Origin of the sequence: Aeromonas sp. Y318-3 (assembly GCF_027706185.1) — a bacterium.
In the GTDB taxonomy this organism is placed as follows: Bacteria; Pseudomonadota; Gammaproteobacteria; order Enterobacterales; family Aeromonadaceae; genus Aeromonas; species Aeromonas veronii.
In genome coordinates, this window is the sequence record NZ_JAPDCN010000001.1 from 118551 (window position 1) to 134261 (window position 15711).

Sequence of the window (15711 nt, forward strand, 5' to 3'; positions counted from 1 at the left end):
TCGCGGGATAACAGATCTGTCTTGGCGTTGGGTTTGCGCGCGAAAATAAGGCAAAATAGATTGCAGAATCAAATACAAGGATGAGTCCAGTGGCTGAAAATAAATCGCGTGTCCTGCTGGTGGAAGATACCCGTAGTCTGGCGGTGGTCTATGAACAGTACCTGCGCCAGGAGGGGTATGAGGTGGTGCTGGCCGACTGTGGCCAGCGAGCGTTGGCGCAGTTGCTGGCAAGTCCTCCCCCCGTGGTGCTGCTGGATCTGGAGCTGCCGGATATGTCCGGTATGGATATTCTGCAGATGATCACCGAACAGCAGTTGCCCTGCTCGGTGGTGGTGATTACCGCCCACGGCTCGGTGGATGTGGCGGTGGAGGCGATGCGCCTCGGTGCCTTCGATTTTCTGACCAAGCCGTTTGACAGCAAGCGGCTCTGCGCCACCGTTCGCAATGCCTTGAAACACCAGCAGTTGAGCTCGCTGGTTGCCCACTATCGGGAGAATTTCGAACGCAGCTCCTTCTTCGGTTTTATCGGTGCCTCCATGTCGATGCAGGCGGTCTATCGCATCATCGAGAGCGCTGCGCCCAGCAAGGCGACCGTCTTTATCACTGGCGAGAGCGGCACCGGCAAAGAGGTGTGTGCCGAGGCGATTCACCAGTGTAGTCCCCGCAGCGAACAGCCCTTTATTGCCCTCAACTGCGCCGCCATTCCCCATGATTTGATGGAGAGCGAGATCTTCGGTCATGTGAAGGGCTCTTTTACCGGTGCCCAGGGGGATCGCAAAGGGGCGGCCAGTCTGGCCGATGGCGGTACCCTCTTTCTCGACGAGATCTGCGAGATGGACCTGGATCTGCAGAGCAAGCTGCTGCGCTTTATCCAGACCGGGACCGTGCAGCGGGTCGGCAGCGGCAAGCTCGAGACGGTGGATGTGCGCTTTATCTGCGCCACCAACCGGGATCCGCTGGTCGAGGTGAAAGCGGGCCGTTTTCGCGAGGATCTCTACTATCGGCTCCACGTCATTCCGCTTACCCTGCCGCCGTTGCGGGAGCGGGGTGAGGATATCCTGCTGCTAGCGCGTACCCTGCTGCAGAGCTACGCCAAGGAGGAGAACAAACGCTTCAAGGATTTTGATGTCGAGGCGGCGCGAGTGCTGCTCGACTACCCCTGGCCCGGCAACGTACGCGAGTTGCAAAACGTGGTACGCAATATCGTGGTGCTCAATGACAAGGAGCTGGTGAGCCCGGATATTCTGCCGCCACCGCTCAATGGGGTTCGTCCCCAGCTACCGACTGCGATTGCGGCAGCGGTGGCATCGGCTCCGGCAGCCACCGGGGTGGCCAACGGGCCAATTCGTCCGCTCTGGCTGGTGGAGAAAGAGGTGATCGAACAGGCCATCGCCAGCTGTGACGGCAACATTCCCAAGGCGGCGGCCCTGCTAGAGATCAGCCCCTCCACCATTTACCGTAAAAAGCAGGGGTGGGAGGAGTCCAATCGGGCCTGAACCATCTTGCCAGCAGAAAGGGCGGCTAGCGTGCCGCCCTTGCTATTTTGGGGATCAGAGTTTGGCGAGGCGCTTGAGGCGGGCCAGTCGCTCCCCCTCGTTGGCGCTGAACCAGCGGTCCTGTGACAGCAGAAACCAGGCGCGGGAGAAGTATTCCGCGGCCAGCGGATCGTTCAGCACCAAGGCATTCTCCCCCAGCTCCTCGAACAGATAACCATCCTCAGGTTCGCCAGCCTCGGCCATATCGGCCTTGAGCTGGTGCAGCTCTGCCAGCGCCTGCTGGTGCTGACCCTGGGCCCGGGTCAGGCGAGCCAGACTCCAGCGAGCGATAAACGCCTTGGCCGGCTGGTTATGTTGCAGATGCCAGGCCAGACACTTCTGCTGCTGGATTTTCGCCTCATCAAAGCGGCCCAGTTCGAACAGGGTCCAGCCCTGATTGTTGTAAAGGGGGGCAAGCCAGCCACGCACCTTCTCGTCACTGCTGCGTTCCGCCAGCTCCATCGCCAGTTGATGCCAGCGGCTCTGCTCTTCCAGTGGTGCGGCGATGGCGATCATGTGAGCGGCGTCGATGGCGAGATAGGTTTCTTTCTCCTTGAGCCCCCACTGCCAGGCTTGTTCAAACAGCGGTTTGGCACTGGCTTTGTCGCCCGCCGAGTTAAAGGTGCGGCCTCGTTCCAGCAGGGCCCTGATCCGCGCTCTGGGGGTTTTATCGGTGAGGCGGGGCTCTATCTCGTCGAGCAGCTGATGGGCTTCGGCAAACTGGCGCTGCAGCGAGTGGGTGCGGGCAATTTGGGTCAGCAACTCCAGTTCGAGTTGCAGGTCGGCGGCGGCACGCGCTTCGGGAAGAAGGGTGTGAAAACGCAGGGCGCTGGCGGCGGGATCCTGATAATCCCACAGCGCCATGAAATCGGGCGGATTGTCCATCTGGCCTCCTTGCTGGTTATCCTGTTACCAAGATGCCTGCAGGCCATTGTTTGTACAAGGGGCGCCCGTCACAGAGCGCCCCTTGCATCATGCTAACTGCTGTGGCCGGTTGGTCAGTAGACCATGGCCAGGCTCATCAGCATCAGACCGAGGGCGGCAAAGGCCCCCTCTTTGATGGCGAGCCGTGGCACCAGCGCCTTGGGCAGGGCCGGAAACAGGCTCAGGGCAAAGCCAAGGCCCGGCATCAACCAGTGGAATGCCGGATCGCGCAGGGCGGGATCGGCGGCTCCATTGATGATGATCAGCAAAATAAACAGGGTGAAGGCGGGGAGGATAAACCAGCGTACCCCACCGGCGGCGACCGCCCGCAGCGGCGAAATGCGATAGAGCAGCATGGTCACAAGGAACAGTACAAAAGGGGCCAGCAGATAGAGCGGAGCGGGGTTCATAACATCTTTCCTGAAAACTGATCGTCAAAAAACAGGGAGTCCGGTGCAAGAGGCGCGGGATTTAATCACTCTTCGCAGGTAATCACCAGCAGCCCGGGCCCGGGCTGTGAAGAGGATCCCGGATAAAGGTTTGCTAGCGCATCTTAGTGCAACCAGAACCAGGCTGCTGCAAATCCCAGCCAGCTCACCACCAGCAAGATCCAGGGCAGGGGATGCTGATGGCTTACTTCAATCACTTCAAGCTGATCGTCTTGCTCTTCGGTTTGTGGCGCGCCCTGTGGCTGCCTGGCTTTGGCCTGCATTTTTTTCTGGCGGCTCGCTTCGCGGGCTCGCGCCTTCATCTGTTTCTTGTATTCGTCGATGCCTTTCTGGATCCCTTGCGCGATAAGCTGGGTCTGTTCCTTGGTCTGCCCCGGCTTCTGGTTGGCACGGGCAATTTTCATCGCCTCCTGCTGGGTCTCGGGGGAAATCTTGTCGTACTTGGCCATCAAATCATCTCCTCGGGCATGGCTGGCTGGGGAGTATGCCACAAAGGCGCGTCCGGGTGGCGCCTCCTTGGTGCGGGAGGGGAGCAAGTGAGTGACTGCTCAACAAAAAACCTGATAAATCAGCAGGAAGCCGGATGTTGGGCCGAAGATCACAATTAGCAGAATTTGTGAGTCATCGATGAAAAACGGTCATCTGTTGTTTGTTATATTGGCGCCCGACCCGCTGGACAGGGTTGATAAATAACAAAACAATCAAGGTGATATGGAAATGAATAATAACTTTATCAAAGGCGGCGTGGCACTGGCCGTGCTTGCTGCACTGACTGGCTGTAATACCTCGAGCAATGACACCGTTGCACCCTGCACCGAAAATGTCTGCAAACTGACCATCCTGCACACCAACGATACCCACGGCCGTTTCTGGCACAACGCTGAAAATGAGTACGGTATGGCTGCCCAGAAGACTCTGGTCGAACAGCTGCGAGCCGATGCCAAGGCTGCTGGCAGTGACGTACTGGTTCTCTCCGGTGGTGATGTGAATACCGGCGTGCCGGAGTCCGATCTGCAGGACGCCGAGCCTGACTTCATGGCGATGAACAACATTCGCTACGATGCCATGGCAGTGGGCAACCATGAATTCGACAACCCCCTCAGCGTGCTGGAGAAGCAGCGCAAGTGGGCCCAGTTCCCCATGCTTTCGGCCAACATCTATGACAAGGCGAGCGGCAAACACTACTTTGACCCCTACAAGGTGTTCAAGCTGGAGAGCGGTCTCAAAGTCGCCGTACTGGGTCTGACCACCGAGGATACCGCCCAGCTGGTTGATCCCAACAACGTGCAGACCCTGGAGTTCCGCGATCCGACCAGCGAGGCGGCCAAACTGGGCCAGCAGATCCGCAGCAACAAGGAGGCCAATCTGGTCTTCGCCATCACTCACATGGGCCATTACGAGAATGGTCAGCACGGCAGCAATGCGCCGGGCGATGTAGAGATGGCTCGTGCACTGCCGGCAGGGACTCTGGATGCCATCATTGGTGGCCACTCCCAGAATCCGGTCTGTATGGAACCGGGTACCACCAACAAGTACGCCAATTTCAAACCGGGTGATAACTGCCAACCGGACCAGCAAAACGGCACCTGGATCATGCAGGCCCACGAGTGGGGCAAGTATGTGGGCCGTGCCCAGTTTGAGTACCAGAATGGCAAGTTGACCCTGACCAGCTATGACCTGATCCCGGTCAACCTGATCAAGCGCAACGCCAAGGGCGAGGCGATCGATGCCAACGGCGCCGTAACCAAGGATCCGGCCAAGATGCAGTTCGTACAGGACGAGATCACCAAGGATCCCGAGCTGTATAACACCCTGCTGGGTTATCAGGAGAAAGGTCAGCAAGAGCTGAATGTTGTCATTGGCTCGGCAGATGGCTTGCTGGTTGGTGATCGCAACTCGGTTCGCAACAAGCAGACCAACCTGGGTCGCCTCATCACCACGGCGACCAGCAGCAAGCTGGGTGTCGACTTTGGTATCGTCAACTCAGGCGGCGTGCGTGACAGCATCCCGGCCGGTGATATCACTTACCGCAGCGTGCTGCTGGTGCACCCGTTTGGCAACACGGTCAACAAGGCTGTCATGAAGGGAAGCGAGCTGGCGACCTATCTGGGCCAGGTGGCAAGCAAGACCCGCAATACCGGTGGTTATGCCCAGTTTGGCGGTATCAACATGGCGGTGGATTGCCAAGCCAAGAGCGTCAATATCACCAGTATCGGTGGCAAGGCGTTTGATCCGGCAGCAACTTACAGCTTCGCGATCCCGAGCTTCAGCGCCTCCGGTGGTGATGGCTATCCGAAGATCGATACCATCAACGCCGGTTTGGTGGATGCTGCCGTGCTGAAGGAGTACATCGAGATCAAGAAGACCATCAACGTGGCCGATTATCAGCCAGGCAATGAGGTGAGCTATCTGAACTCAGCCTCTACCGAAGGGTGTAACTAAGCGCTGTCGATCCGGTATCGTCACAACAGTAGTCACACTCTGCTGTCTTCTTAAAAAAATCCCCAGGCATTACCTGGGGATTTTTTCGAACCGTTACTGAATTTTCCTGTCTATTGCATCACATCGTGTCTCGTCAGGCTTGCAGCCAGCTTTCGATACTGCGCTGGATGCCTGCATCGTCCAGACCGAGCAGGGCATAGATCTCCTGCTGGGTACCCTGTTCCACGAAGCGGTCCGGTAAGCCAAGGTTGAGCACCGGCTTGCACTGTTTGCTGCGCATCAGCAGTTCGTTCACCGCCGAACCGGCGCCGCCCATGATGGCGTTGTCTTCGATGGTGACGAAGTGATCGTGGCTGGCCGCCAGCGACAGCACCAGCGCCTCATCCATCGGTTTGACAAAGCGCATGTCCACCAGGGTGGCATCCAGTGCTTCGGCGGCCGCTTTGGCGTGGTGCAGCAAGGTGCCAAACGCCAGAATGGCAGTGCCCTTGCCCTCTCGCAGGATTCGTCCCTTGCCGAGCTCCAGTGCCTGCATTTCTGACGAGATGGGGGCGTCGCTCAGGCTGCTGCCGCGGGGGTAGCGCACTGCGGCAGGGCCCTGATGGAGATAGCCGGTATAGAGCATCTGGCGGCACTCATTCTCATCAGATGGCGTCATCACTACCATGTTGGGCACGGTGCGCAGGAAGCTGATGTCGAACGCCCCTTGATGGGTCGGGCCATCGGCGCCCACCAGACCGGCCCGGTCGATGGCGAATAGCACCGGCAGATCTTGCAGCGCTACGTCGTGGATCACCTGATCGTAGGCGCGCTGCAGGAAGCTCGAATAGATGGCCACCACAGGCTTCTTGTCGGCGATGGCAAGACCCGCGGCGAACGTGACCGCATGCTGCTCTGCAATGGCCACATCGAAGTAGCGATCCGGATATTGCTGGCTGAATTTTACCAGCCCCGAGCCTTCGCGCATGGCGGGGGTGATGCCGACCAGCTTTTCGTCTTTGGCGGCCATGTCGCACAGCCATTGGCCAAAGATGGCGGAGAAGGTGGGTTTGGCGCTGCTCGCCTTGGGCAGGGCGCACTCGTCCGGATTGAACTTGGGCACGGCGTGATAACCGATGGGGTCTTTCTCCGCCGGCTCGTAACCCTTGCCCTTCTTGGTTTTGACGTGCAGCAGCTGCGGGCCCTTGAGGTTGCGCATGTTGCGCAGGGTTTCGACCAGCGCCTCGATATCGTGACCGTCGATGGGGCCGATATAGTTGAAGCCGAACTCCTCGAACAGGGTGCCGGGCACCACCATCCCCTTGAGGTGCTCTTCGGCCCGCTTGGCCAGCTCCTTGACCGGTGGCAAACCCGCCAGCACCTTCTTGCCGCCTTCGCGGATGGTGGTGTAGAGCTTGCCGGACATGACCCGGGCCAGATGGTTGTTCAGCGCCCCGACATTCTCGGAGATGGACATCTCGTTGTCGTTGAGGATCACCAGCATGTCCTTGTGAACATCGCCGGCGTGGTTGAGCGCTTCAAAAGCCATCCCTGCGGTAATTGCGCCGTCACCGATCACGGCAACGACCTTGCGACCCAGCCCTTCACTCTCGGCGGCGACCGCCATACCGAGCGCCGCACCGATGGAGGTGCTGGAGTGGCCGACGGAGAGCACGTCGTACTCGCTCTCGCCACGCCAGGGGAAGGGGTGCAGGCCATCCTTCTGCCGGATGGTGTGGATCTGGTCACGGCGCCCGGTCAGGATCTTGTGGGGATAGGCCTGATGGCCCACATCCCAGATCAGCCGATCGAACGGGGTGTTGTAGACGTAGTGCAGGGCCACGGTCAGTTCGACCGTACCGAGACCGGAGGCAAAGTGTCCGCTGGAGCGGCTGACAGAGCGCAGCAGATATTCGCGCAGCTCGTTGCACAGCACCGGCAGCCGATCTTTGGGCAAGGAACGCAGCTCGACCGGAGTGTCCGCGAGGGCCAGGTTGGGGAAATTGCTAATATCAACGCTCATATTGTTACTGTTATCCAGCGTTTAGTGGGTTCGCTCGATGATGTAATCGGCAAACGCTTCCAGAATGTCGGTATTGTAGGGCAAGGATTGCAGGGCTGTTAAGGCTTTCCCATGCAGTTCGCGAGCCAGCTCACGGGCATTTTCGAGTCCGAGCAGGGCCGGATAGGTACTTTTCTCCAGCGCCAGGTCAGAACCTTGTGGCTTGCCCAGGGTGGCGGTATCGCCTGTGATGTCGAGGATGTCATCCTGCACCTGGAAGGCGAGGCCGATGGCGGATGCATAGGTTTGCAGTGCAGCCAGCGTGGCGTCATCGACATCGGCTTTGCACAGGGCGCCGAGTGCCACGGCACATTCAATTAGTGCACCGGTCTTGTGGCGGTGTACCTGCTCCAGCTCGGCTAGCGAGATCTGGCGCCCTTCGGCCTGCAGATCCAGCGCCTGACCGCCACACATACCCAGATAGCCGGAGGCGCGGGCGAGGGTACTCAGCATCCGCACCCGGTTGGCCATCAAGGTATCGGGCATGGGGTGATCGGCCAGAATGGAGAACGCCAGGGTCTGCAGCGCATCACCGGCCAGAATGGCGGTTCCTTCGTCAAACGCCTTGTGAACGGTTGGCTGACCACGACGCAGGTCGTCGTTATCCATGGCGGGCAGGTCATCGTGCAGCAGGGAGTAGGCGTGGATGCACTCCACTGCAGCCGCAGGGCCATCCAGCAGTTCGCTCTTGACGCCCAGCATCTCGCCGACCGCGTAGACCAGAAACGGGCGAACCCGCTTGCCGCCCAGCAGCAAGCCATAACTCATGGCATCGCGCAGGCGCGGCGCCATGGCGGGCAAGGATTCAAGTTGTGCTGACAGACAGTCGTCAATACGCTGACGATGCAGACGGGAAAAATGGTCCAGCGCCACTCACTCCTCTCCTTGTTCTGGCTGGAAGGGGGCGAGCTGGTCACTGCCATCGGCTTGACTGAGCAGGATCTGGATCTTCTGTTCGGCCAGTTCCAGCTTCTGCTGACCGGCCCGAACCAGATGAACGCCCTGCTCGAACTGCTTGAGTGCCTCTTCCAGGGGTAGGGAACCTTGTTCCAGCTGATGAACGATGGTTTCCAGCTCTTCCAGAGTGGCATCAAAACTCAGACGGTCGATTTTTTTACTGGCCATGTCCATCCTCGGGGATTGAAAAAAACGGCTTATATTAACATCGACCGTCCACAGGGGGGAGGCAGAAAAGCATTGCCCCCTCAAACTCTCGCTAAACTGGCCGATAATGAGCCATCATTCTCAGTGGATGCATGCTTGCCGCTAGGGTCGCAATAGCAGAAAATTCAACAAACTATAATTAGGCATAAGAACCGGTGACAGGAGTAGGGACGTGGATCTAGGGAGCTTGTTAGGTATCGTTTTAGGATTCGGTGTCGTGATTTACGGCATGATCCTCGGTGGCTCGTTGAGCATGTTTATCGATATGCCATCGGTCTATATCACTATTCTTGGCTCAATTTTCATTGCCATGATGAAGTTCAATATCGGGCAGTTTTTTCTGGCTTTCAAGGTGGCGGGCAAAGCCTTTATGTATAAGGGCGACAAGCTCGACGACCTGATCGCCAAAGCCGTTGAACTGGCTGACGCGGCTCGCAAAGGTGGCTTTCTGGCGCTGGAGGCCGCAGAGATCCCCAATGCATTTATGAAAAAAGGGATCGACATGCTGGTGGATGGTCACGATGCCGAAGTGGTGCGTGCCGTGATGGAAAAGGATATCGACCTGACAGCCGAGCGCCATGTCATTGCCATCAAGGTCTTCCGTACCCTTGGGGATCTGGGCCCAGCCATGGGGATGATAGGTACGTTGGTGGGCCTGGTGGCCATGTTGTCAAATATGAGTGACCCCAAATCGATCGGTCCGGCAATGGCGGTGGCCTTGCTTACCACCCTGTACGGAGCGATTGAGGCCAACATGATCGCTATTCCTATTGCTGACAAGCTGGAGCTGCGCAGCGGGGAGGAGAAGCTCAGTCGTACCCTGATCCTTGATGCCATTATGGGGATTCAGGATGGCCAGAACCCGCGGGTGATCCAGTCCATGCTGCAGAACTATCTGAGTCAGTCCAAACGCAATACCGGCGCGGAGTAGGCACCATGTCTGATTGCAAATGCCCCCCCCCCGGTCTTCCTGCCTATATGGGCACCTTTGCCGACTTGATGTCGCTGCTGATGTGCTTCTTCGTGCTGCTGCTCTCTTTTGCCGAGATGGACGTACTCAAGTTCAAGCAGATCGCGGGCTCTATGAAGAATGCCTTTGGAGTGCAGAACATCCTTGAGGTGAAAGATATTCCCAAGGGAACCTCGGTGATTGCCCAGGAGTTCAGGCCCGGTCGCCCTGAGCCCACGCCGATTGATACCGTGATGCAGCAGACCATCGATCTGACCCAGACCGAACTGGAGTTTCTGCCCGGTGAGGCGGATCAGGCCGGTGGTCAGGACAAGAGTGATGGGAAACAGACGGGGGGCGATACCGCGCAGGATGCGAAGAAGGCGCAAGAACAATCCAATACCCTGGCCAAAGCCCTCGCCGAGCAGATGAAAGATCAGATCCAGGACGGTGCCATCGAAATTGAGGCGCTGGGCCAGCAGATCATCATCCGGATCAGGGAAAAAGCGTCTTTCCCGGCCGGTTCGGCATTTCTGCAGCCCCAGTTTTGGCCGGTCATTCGCAAGGTCGCGACCCTGCTCAAGGATGTGCCGGGTGAAATCACCATCTCCGGTCACACCGACAACGTGGCGACCGAAGATGAGCTGTTCCAGTCCAACTGGGAGTTGTCGTCGCAACGGGCGGTGGCGGTGGCGCACCAGATGCTGAAGGTCCCCGGTTTTGATCAGGGGCGACTGGTGGTGCAGGGGATGGCGGATTCCCAGCCATTGGTGCCCAATACGACCCCGGAAAATCGTCGGATGAACCGGCGGGTGGAGATCGCCATCATGCAGGGCAAACCGACCGTTTCGGCCCCCATTTCCGTACCGGAAGGGAAGTAAGCGAGGGGAATGTCGATGACGCAAGTGGGATCTGCATCAGGGGGCTGACGTGGATTTTGTGTTGGCTTCATATTAAGATGCCTCATCCGAACCGATTGCTGCGGCCTCCTTGCAGATGGCCGCAGTTTCTATTTTCAAGCAACCCAGGTTTCGACTATGAATCATACTCCGATGACTGTTCGCGGCGCTGAGAAGCTGCGCGAAGAGCTCGATTATCTCAAGACCGAGCTTCGTCCCCAGATTATCGAAGCGATTGCCGATGCCCGTGAGCACGGTGATCTGAAGGAAAACGCCGAATACCATGCCGCTCGCGAGCAGCAGGGGTTCTGTGAAGGCCGCATTCAGGAGATTGAAGCCAAGCTCTCCAATGCGCAGGTGATCGATGTCACCAAGATGACCAACAACGGCCGCGTGATTTTTGGCGCGACTGTGACTCTGCTCAAGAGCGAGACAGAGGAAGAGGTGGTTTACCGCATCGTGGGTGACGATGAGGCTGATATCAAACAGAACCTCATCTCTGTCAACTCCCCCATTGCCCGCGCCCTGATTGGCAAGGAAGTGGACGATGTTGCAATCGTCAAGACCCCTGCTGGCGATGTGGAATACGAAGTACTGGAAGTCGCTTATATCTAAGCGAATGCTACAGACGATGAAACAGGGGGGCTGGTGCTCCCCTGTTTGTCTTTATCTATATGATTATTGATAAAAATCAGGACAGATACGCCTCGGTAAAGGCGTCCTGATGACGCTGAAACAGCCAGTGGCGCAGCCGTTCGATGTTGCTCTCGCTCATCTGAAAGCTCAGTGCCCAGGTTGCATGGTCGGCATTGGCTTTGATGCGCCTTACCAGTCGTCCCTGCAGTGGAAGAGGGGCCTCTTGCTCGATGCAGAGCTCGCCGTTGATGGGGGTATCGGCCACCATGTCGGTTGGCAAATTTTCCACGATGAGGCCGTTGAGGGAGAGGCTGAGTACCTGAAACAGGCCCAGTTCGCTGCATAGCTTGGCTTTTTGGGTGAGACGCCAGGCGCGCGGTTGGGCAAACCCCAGCTCCCTGATGACCGGTGCAGATAAGCGGGGCTCGACGAAGCCATCTTCCCCTTGGGTAAAGCTCAGGGGAAAACGCAGCTGATGGTCTGCGAAGCGGGCTTCGAGTACAAGGTGTTCGGCTTTTTGCAGCAAGCCAAGCATGGGGGTATCGAGGTGACCACTCAGAACATGGGTGTCCTGATTGCTCCCCAAGTCCCGCAGCATGGCCAGCTCATCGTCGGTCAGAATAGGATGGTGAGCCATAATGCGTGTCCGGAAGTATTCATCGCAGGTTAAGGGCTTTGCGACTACTTTGGCAAGCGACTCGGGAAGAAGTGGAATAAGGAAAGAGCGATGCTCTTTCCTTTTACTTGCGGGGCAGCTGGATTTTGGGTTCGTTGGCTTGACGATAAATGGTCAGCACATGACCCATGCTTTGCACCTTGATTGAACCGGTTTCACGGACGATAGCATCCATAACCAGTTGTTTCATTTCGCGATCTTCAGAGGCAACCTTAACCTTGATCAGCTCGTGATGGTTCAGTGCCAGATCGATCTCGGCCAGTACACCTTCGGTCAGACCATGCTGACCCAGCAGGACGACAGGCTTGAGGCTATGGGCAAGGCCCTTGAGGTACTGTTTCTGTTTATTGTTGAGAATCATCGCAATTTCTTCATAAGTCAGGGTTGAAAGGGGCGTATTCTACCCCCACTTAGCCCTTAATACTAATAACCCTTGTGGTTTTTTAAAGTCGATTATCATGACCCAGAAAAAACGTTCCGCCAGCTCCACCCGCTGGTTAAAAGAACATTTCGACGATCAATACGTCAAAAAAGCCCAGAAATTGGGGCTGCGTTCCCGTGCTGTTTTCAAGATCGACGAGATCCAGGGCAAAGACCGCCTGTTGAAAAATGGCATGACGGTAGTGGATTTGGGGGCTGCCCCCGGCGGCTGGTCCCAATTCGCGGTCGAGCAGGTTGGCGAATCGGGTCGGGTCATCGCCTGCGATATTCTGCCTATGGATCCCATTGCCGGTGTCGATTTCCTGCAGGGGGACTTTCGGGAGGAAACTGTACTCGGTGCCTTGCTGGAGCGAGTCGGACCCGACAAGGTCGATGTCGTGATGTCCGACATGGCCCCCAACATGAGCGGCACCCAGCAGGTGGATCAGGCTCGTGCCATGTATCTGGTCGAGTTGGCTCTGGACATGTGTCATCAGGTATTGCGCAGTGACGGCAGTTTTGTGGTGAAGGTGTTTCAGGGGGAGGGCTTTGATGCCTATCTGAATGAAATTCGGAAACTTTTCTCCGCCGTTAAAATTCGTAAACCAGACTCATCCCGCGCCAGATCACGGGAAGTCTACATTGTGGCTACCGGTTTTAAACTGTAGTACCCTAACCTTCATCGTTAACTGTCAGTCTGCGAGGTTACTGATTTGAGTGACATGGCGAAAAACTTAATCCTGTGGCTGGTCATCGCCGTCGTATTGATGTCGGTGTTCAATAGCTTCAGCCCCAGCGATACCACCAGTCGCCAGCTGGACTATTCCAGCTTCGTTAAAGAGGTGACCCAAGAGCAGATCCGTGAAGTGCGGATGGACGGTAAGGTCATTAATGGCGTCAAGCGTACTGGTGAACGATTCACCACCATCATCCCGGCGCCGGATCCCCAGCTGCTCAACGATATGCTCAATCACAACGTCAAGGTGATGGGCGAGAAGCCGGAAGAGCCGTCTTTGCTGACCTCTATCTTCATCTCCTGGTTCCCGATGTTGCTGCTGATCGGTGTCTGGGTCTTCTTCATGCGTCAGATGCAGGGCGGCGGTGGCAAAGGCGCCATGTCGTTTGGCAAGAGCAAGGCTCGCCTGATGAGTGAAGATCAGATCAAGACTACCTTTGCCGATGTAGCTGGTTGCGATGAAGCCAAGGAAGAGGTGAAGGAGCTGGTCGACTATCTGCGCGACCCGAGCAAATTCCAGAAACTGGGTGGCAAGATCCCGACTGGCGTACTGCTGGTAGGTCCTCCCGGTACCGGTAAAACCCTGCTGGCCAAGGCCATTGCGGGTGAGGCCAAGGTGCCCTTCTTCACCATCTCAGGTTCTGATTTCGTGGAGATGTTCGTGGGTGTCGGTGCCTCCCGGGTACGTGACATGTTCGAGCAGGCCAAGAAATCCTCCCCCTGCATCATCTTCATCGATGAAATTGATGCGGTCGGTCGCCAGCGTGGCGCCGGTCTGGGCGGTGGTCACGATGAGCGTGAGCAGACCCTTAACCAGATGCTGGTCGAGATGGATGGCTTTGAAGGCAATGAAGGGATCATCGTCATCGCTGCCACCAACCGTCCTGATGTACTGGATCCGGCACTACTGCGTCCGGGCCGTTTCGACCGTCAGGTTGTGGTCGGTCTGCCGGATGTCCGTGGTCGCGAGCAGATCCTGAAAGTGCACATGCGCAAAGTTCCGTTGGCGGATGACGTCAATCCGGCGCTGATTGCCCGTGGTACACCCGGTTTCTCCGGTGCGGACTTGGCCAACCTGGTCAACGAAGCAGCCCTCTTCTCTGCCCGTGAGAGCCGCCGAGTGGTCTCCATGGCCGAGTTCGAGAAGGCCAAGGACAAGATCATGATGGGTGCGGAACGCCGCTCCATGGTGATGAAAGAGTCCGAAAAAGAGATGACTGCATATCATGAAGCCGGTCACGCCATCATTGGTCGTCTGGTCCCGGATCATGACCCGGTTTACAAGGTCTCCATCATTCCGCGCGGTCGTGCGCTGGGTGTGACCATGTATCTGCCGGAGCAGGATCGCTGGAGCCACTCCAAGCAGCATCTGGAGTCAATGATCTCCAGTCTGTATGGCGGTCGTCTGGCAGAAGAGCTGATCTATGGTGCCGAGAAGGTATCGACCGGTGCTTCCAACGACATCGAGCGAGCGACCGACATTGCACGCAAGATGGTGACCCAGTGGGGTATGTCCGAGCGTCTCGGCCCAATGCTCTACGCGGAAGAAGATGGTGAGGTGTTCCTCGGTCGCAGCATGGCCAAGGCCAAGCACATGTCCGACGATACCGCTCGCGTTATCGATGCCGAAGTCAAGCAGGTCATCGACCGCAACTACGCCCGTTCCAAGCAGATCCTGCTGGATAATATGGACGTGTTGCACAGCATGAAAGATGCGCTGATGAAGTACGAGACCATCGACGCCAAACAGATCGATGATCTGATGGCGCGTCGCGAGGTTCGTGCTCCGAGCAACTGGCATGACGAGCACGGTGATACCCCGCAAGGCGGTTCCACCGTAGCTGCCGAGGCCAAGCCTGCCGATGAGGCTGCACCGGTGGCGGATGTCACTATCGACAAAGCCAACGACGCTCCGGCCAAATAATTGTGACTCTCCAAACCCCGGGCTTGCCCGGGGTTTTTCTTTATCAGATGGACGTGAAAATGCAGTTAACCAGCAAGGGGCTCAGCCTCTCCCTCGATCGTCCCCATGTGATGGGGATCCTCAATGTGACGCCCGACTCCTTCTCCGATGGCGGTAATTTCAACCAATTTGAACGGGCAATGGGCCATGCGCGCCAGATGGTCTCTGACGGTGCGACCCTCATCGACATCGGTGGCGAGTCTACCCGCCCTGGCGCACCCGATGTGAGCGAGCAGGAGGAGCTGGACAGGGTCATTCCTGTCGTGGAACAGATGGTCCGTGAGCTGGATGTGATGATCTCCCTCGATACCTCCAAAGCTGCGGTGATGCGGGAGGGTTGCAAGGCGGGTGCCCATCTGATCAACGATGTGCGGGCACTGCAAGCACCTGGAGCACTGCAAGCCGCGGCTGAGGCTGCTGTCCCTGTCTGTCTGATGCATATGCAGGGGCAGCCGCGAACCATGCAGGTCGAGCCGCACTATGACGACCTGATCGGGGAGGTACGTGCCTTTTTTGATGAACGCATTGCGGCTTGTCTGGCGGTCGGGATACGTCGTGAAGAGCTGTTGCTGGATCCGGGATATGGCTTTGGCAAGACCCTTGCACACAACTATCAGCTGTTGGCGGCTCAAAAGGAACTGCTTGATTATGACTTGCCGCTATTGGTGGGGATGTCGCGAAAGTCTATGATAGGCAACCTGCTGGGCCGTCCGGTGGATGAGCGTCTGGCGGGCAGTCTGGCATGCGCCCTTATCGGCATGCAGCATGGGGCCCGCATCATCAGGGTACACGATGTACGGGAGACCATGGACGCATTGCGCGTCGGTTGGCTGGCAATGACGGGACAAGATTTTATTTCCAGATAATAAAGAGAACA

16 protein-coding genes are annotated in these 15711 nt (G+C 57.4%); 8 read left to right on the forward strand and 8 right to left on the reverse strand.

Annotated elements, in window-relative coordinates; genetic code table 11:
- Positions 1 to 89 precede the first annotated feature (89 nt).
- Positions 90 to 1496, forward strand: coding sequence for a sigma-54-dependent transcriptional regulator (locus OKB77_RS00620; RefSeq protein WP_270816806.1), 1407 nt, complete (start codon positions 90 to 92; stop codon positions 1494 to 1496).
- Positions 1497 to 1550: 54 nt separating this feature from the next.
- On the opposite strand, the gene OKB77_RS00625 is transcribed toward OKB77_RS00620, so the two are convergent.
- From OKB77_RS00625 to OKB77_RS00635, 3 genes are all read right to left on the reverse strand, one after another.
- The gene (locus tag OKB77_RS00625; RefSeq protein WP_270816807.1) at positions 1551 to 2420 is read right to left on the reverse strand and encodes a hypothetical protein; all 870 of its coding nucleotides are present in this window, start codon (positions 2418 to 2420) and stop codon (positions 1551 to 1553) included.
- Between the two features lie 113 nt (positions 2421 to 2533).
- Positions 2534 to 2869: a hypothetical protein gene (locus OKB77_RS00630; RefSeq protein WP_005358483.1), complete on the reverse strand. Its 336-nt coding sequence runs from the start codon at positions 2867 to 2869 to the stop codon at positions 2534 to 2536.
- A gap of 143 nt (positions 2870 to 3012) precedes the next feature.
- Entirely contained in the window at positions 3013 to 3357 is a 345-nt protein-coding gene (locus tag OKB77_RS00635) for a DUF2956 domain-containing protein (RefSeq protein ID WP_193859634.1), read from the reverse strand.
- Positions 3358 to 3625: 268 nt separating this feature from the next.
- Here OKB77_RS00635 and ushA point away from each other — a divergent pair, with 268 nt between their 5' ends.
- A complete protein-coding gene (gene ushA, locus OKB77_RS00640) occupies positions 3626 to 5350 on the forward strand; it encodes a bifunctional UDP-sugar hydrolase/5'-nucleotidase UshA (RefSeq protein ID WP_108542609.1) in 1725 nt (574 codons plus the stop codon).
- A 133-nt stretch (positions 5351 to 5483) separates the two neighbouring features.
- On the opposite strand, the gene dxs is transcribed toward ushA, so the two are convergent.
- From dxs to xseB, 3 genes are read right to left on the reverse strand one after another with little or no spacing between them, the layout of a single operon-like run.
- Positions 5484 to 7352, reverse strand: a complete 1869-nt coding sequence (dxs, locus tag OKB77_RS00645) for a 1-deoxy-D-xylulose-5-phosphate synthase (RefSeq protein ID WP_150995891.1) — start codon at positions 7350 to 7352, stop codon at positions 5484 to 5486.
- 21 nt (positions 7353 to 7373) lie between these two features.
- The gene (ispA, locus tag OKB77_RS00650; protein ID WP_047438128.1) at positions 7374 to 8264 is read right to left on the reverse strand and encodes a (2E,6E)-farnesyl diphosphate synthase; all 891 of its coding nucleotides are present in this window, start codon (positions 8262 to 8264) and stop codon (positions 7374 to 7376) included.
- A complete protein-coding gene (xseB, locus tag OKB77_RS00655; RefSeq protein ID WP_005338838.1) occupies positions 8265 to 8516 on the reverse strand; it encodes an exodeoxyribonuclease VII small subunit in 252 nt (83 codons plus the stop codon).
- A 211-nt stretch (positions 8517 to 8727) separates the two neighbouring features.
- Between xseB and pomA the strand changes: the two genes are divergently transcribed.
- The 3 genes from pomA (at position 8728) to greA (ending at position 11018) form a co-directional block, all read left to right on the forward strand.
- Positions 8728 to 9486: a flagellar motor protein PomA gene (gene pomA, locus OKB77_RS00660; protein ID WP_005338837.1), complete on the forward strand. Its 759-nt coding sequence runs from the start codon at positions 8728 to 8730 to the stop codon at positions 9484 to 9486.
- Between the two features lie 5 nt (positions 9487 to 9491).
- Positions 9492 to 10385 (forward strand): flagellar motor protein MotB, encoded by an 894-nt coding sequence (locus OKB77_RS00665; RefSeq protein ID WP_270816808.1) that lies wholly within the window; start codon positions 9492 to 9494, stop codon positions 10383 to 10385.
- A 156-nt stretch (positions 10386 to 10541) separates the two neighbouring features.
- Entirely contained in the window at positions 10542 to 11018 is a 477-nt protein-coding gene (gene greA / locus OKB77_RS00670; protein WP_005343528.1) for a transcription elongation factor GreA, read from the forward strand.
- Positions 11019 to 11094: 76 nt separating this feature from the next.
- Here greA and OKB77_RS00675 read toward each other — a convergent pair whose 3' ends face one another.
- Positions 11095 to 11676, reverse strand: a complete 582-nt coding sequence (locus OKB77_RS00675) for a PilZ domain-containing protein (protein WP_265776122.1) — start codon at positions 11674 to 11676, stop codon at positions 11095 to 11097.
- A 103-nt stretch (positions 11677 to 11779) separates the two neighbouring features.
- Positions 11780 to 12076: a ribosome assembly RNA-binding protein YhbY gene (gene yhbY, locus OKB77_RS00680; RefSeq protein ID WP_005338829.1), complete on the reverse strand. Its 297-nt coding sequence runs from the start codon at positions 12074 to 12076 to the stop codon at positions 11780 to 11782.
- 97 nt (positions 12077 to 12173) lie between these two features.
- On the opposite strand from yhbY, the gene rlmE reads away from it, so the two are divergent.
- From rlmE to folP, 3 genes are read left to right on the forward strand one after another with little or no spacing between them, the layout of a single operon-like run.
- Positions 12174 to 12803, forward strand: a complete 630-nt coding sequence (rlmE, locus tag OKB77_RS00685; RefSeq protein WP_216951950.1) for a 23S rRNA (uridine(2552)-2'-O)-methyltransferase RlmE — start codon at positions 12174 to 12176, stop codon at positions 12801 to 12803.
- Positions 12804 to 12848: 45 nt separating this feature from the next.
- Positions 12849 to 14795 (forward strand): ATP-dependent zinc metalloprotease FtsH, encoded by a 1947-nt coding sequence (gene ftsH, locus OKB77_RS00690; RefSeq protein WP_005343537.1) that lies wholly within the window; start codon positions 12849 to 12851, stop codon positions 14793 to 14795.
- Between the two features lie 59 nt (positions 14796 to 14854).
- Complete coding sequence (gene folP / locus OKB77_RS00695) at positions 14855 to 15700, forward strand: dihydropteroate synthase (RefSeq protein ID WP_236357066.1); 846 nt, start codon at positions 14855 to 14857, stop codon at positions 15698 to 15700.
- Positions 15701 to 15711: the final 11 nt, after the last annotated feature.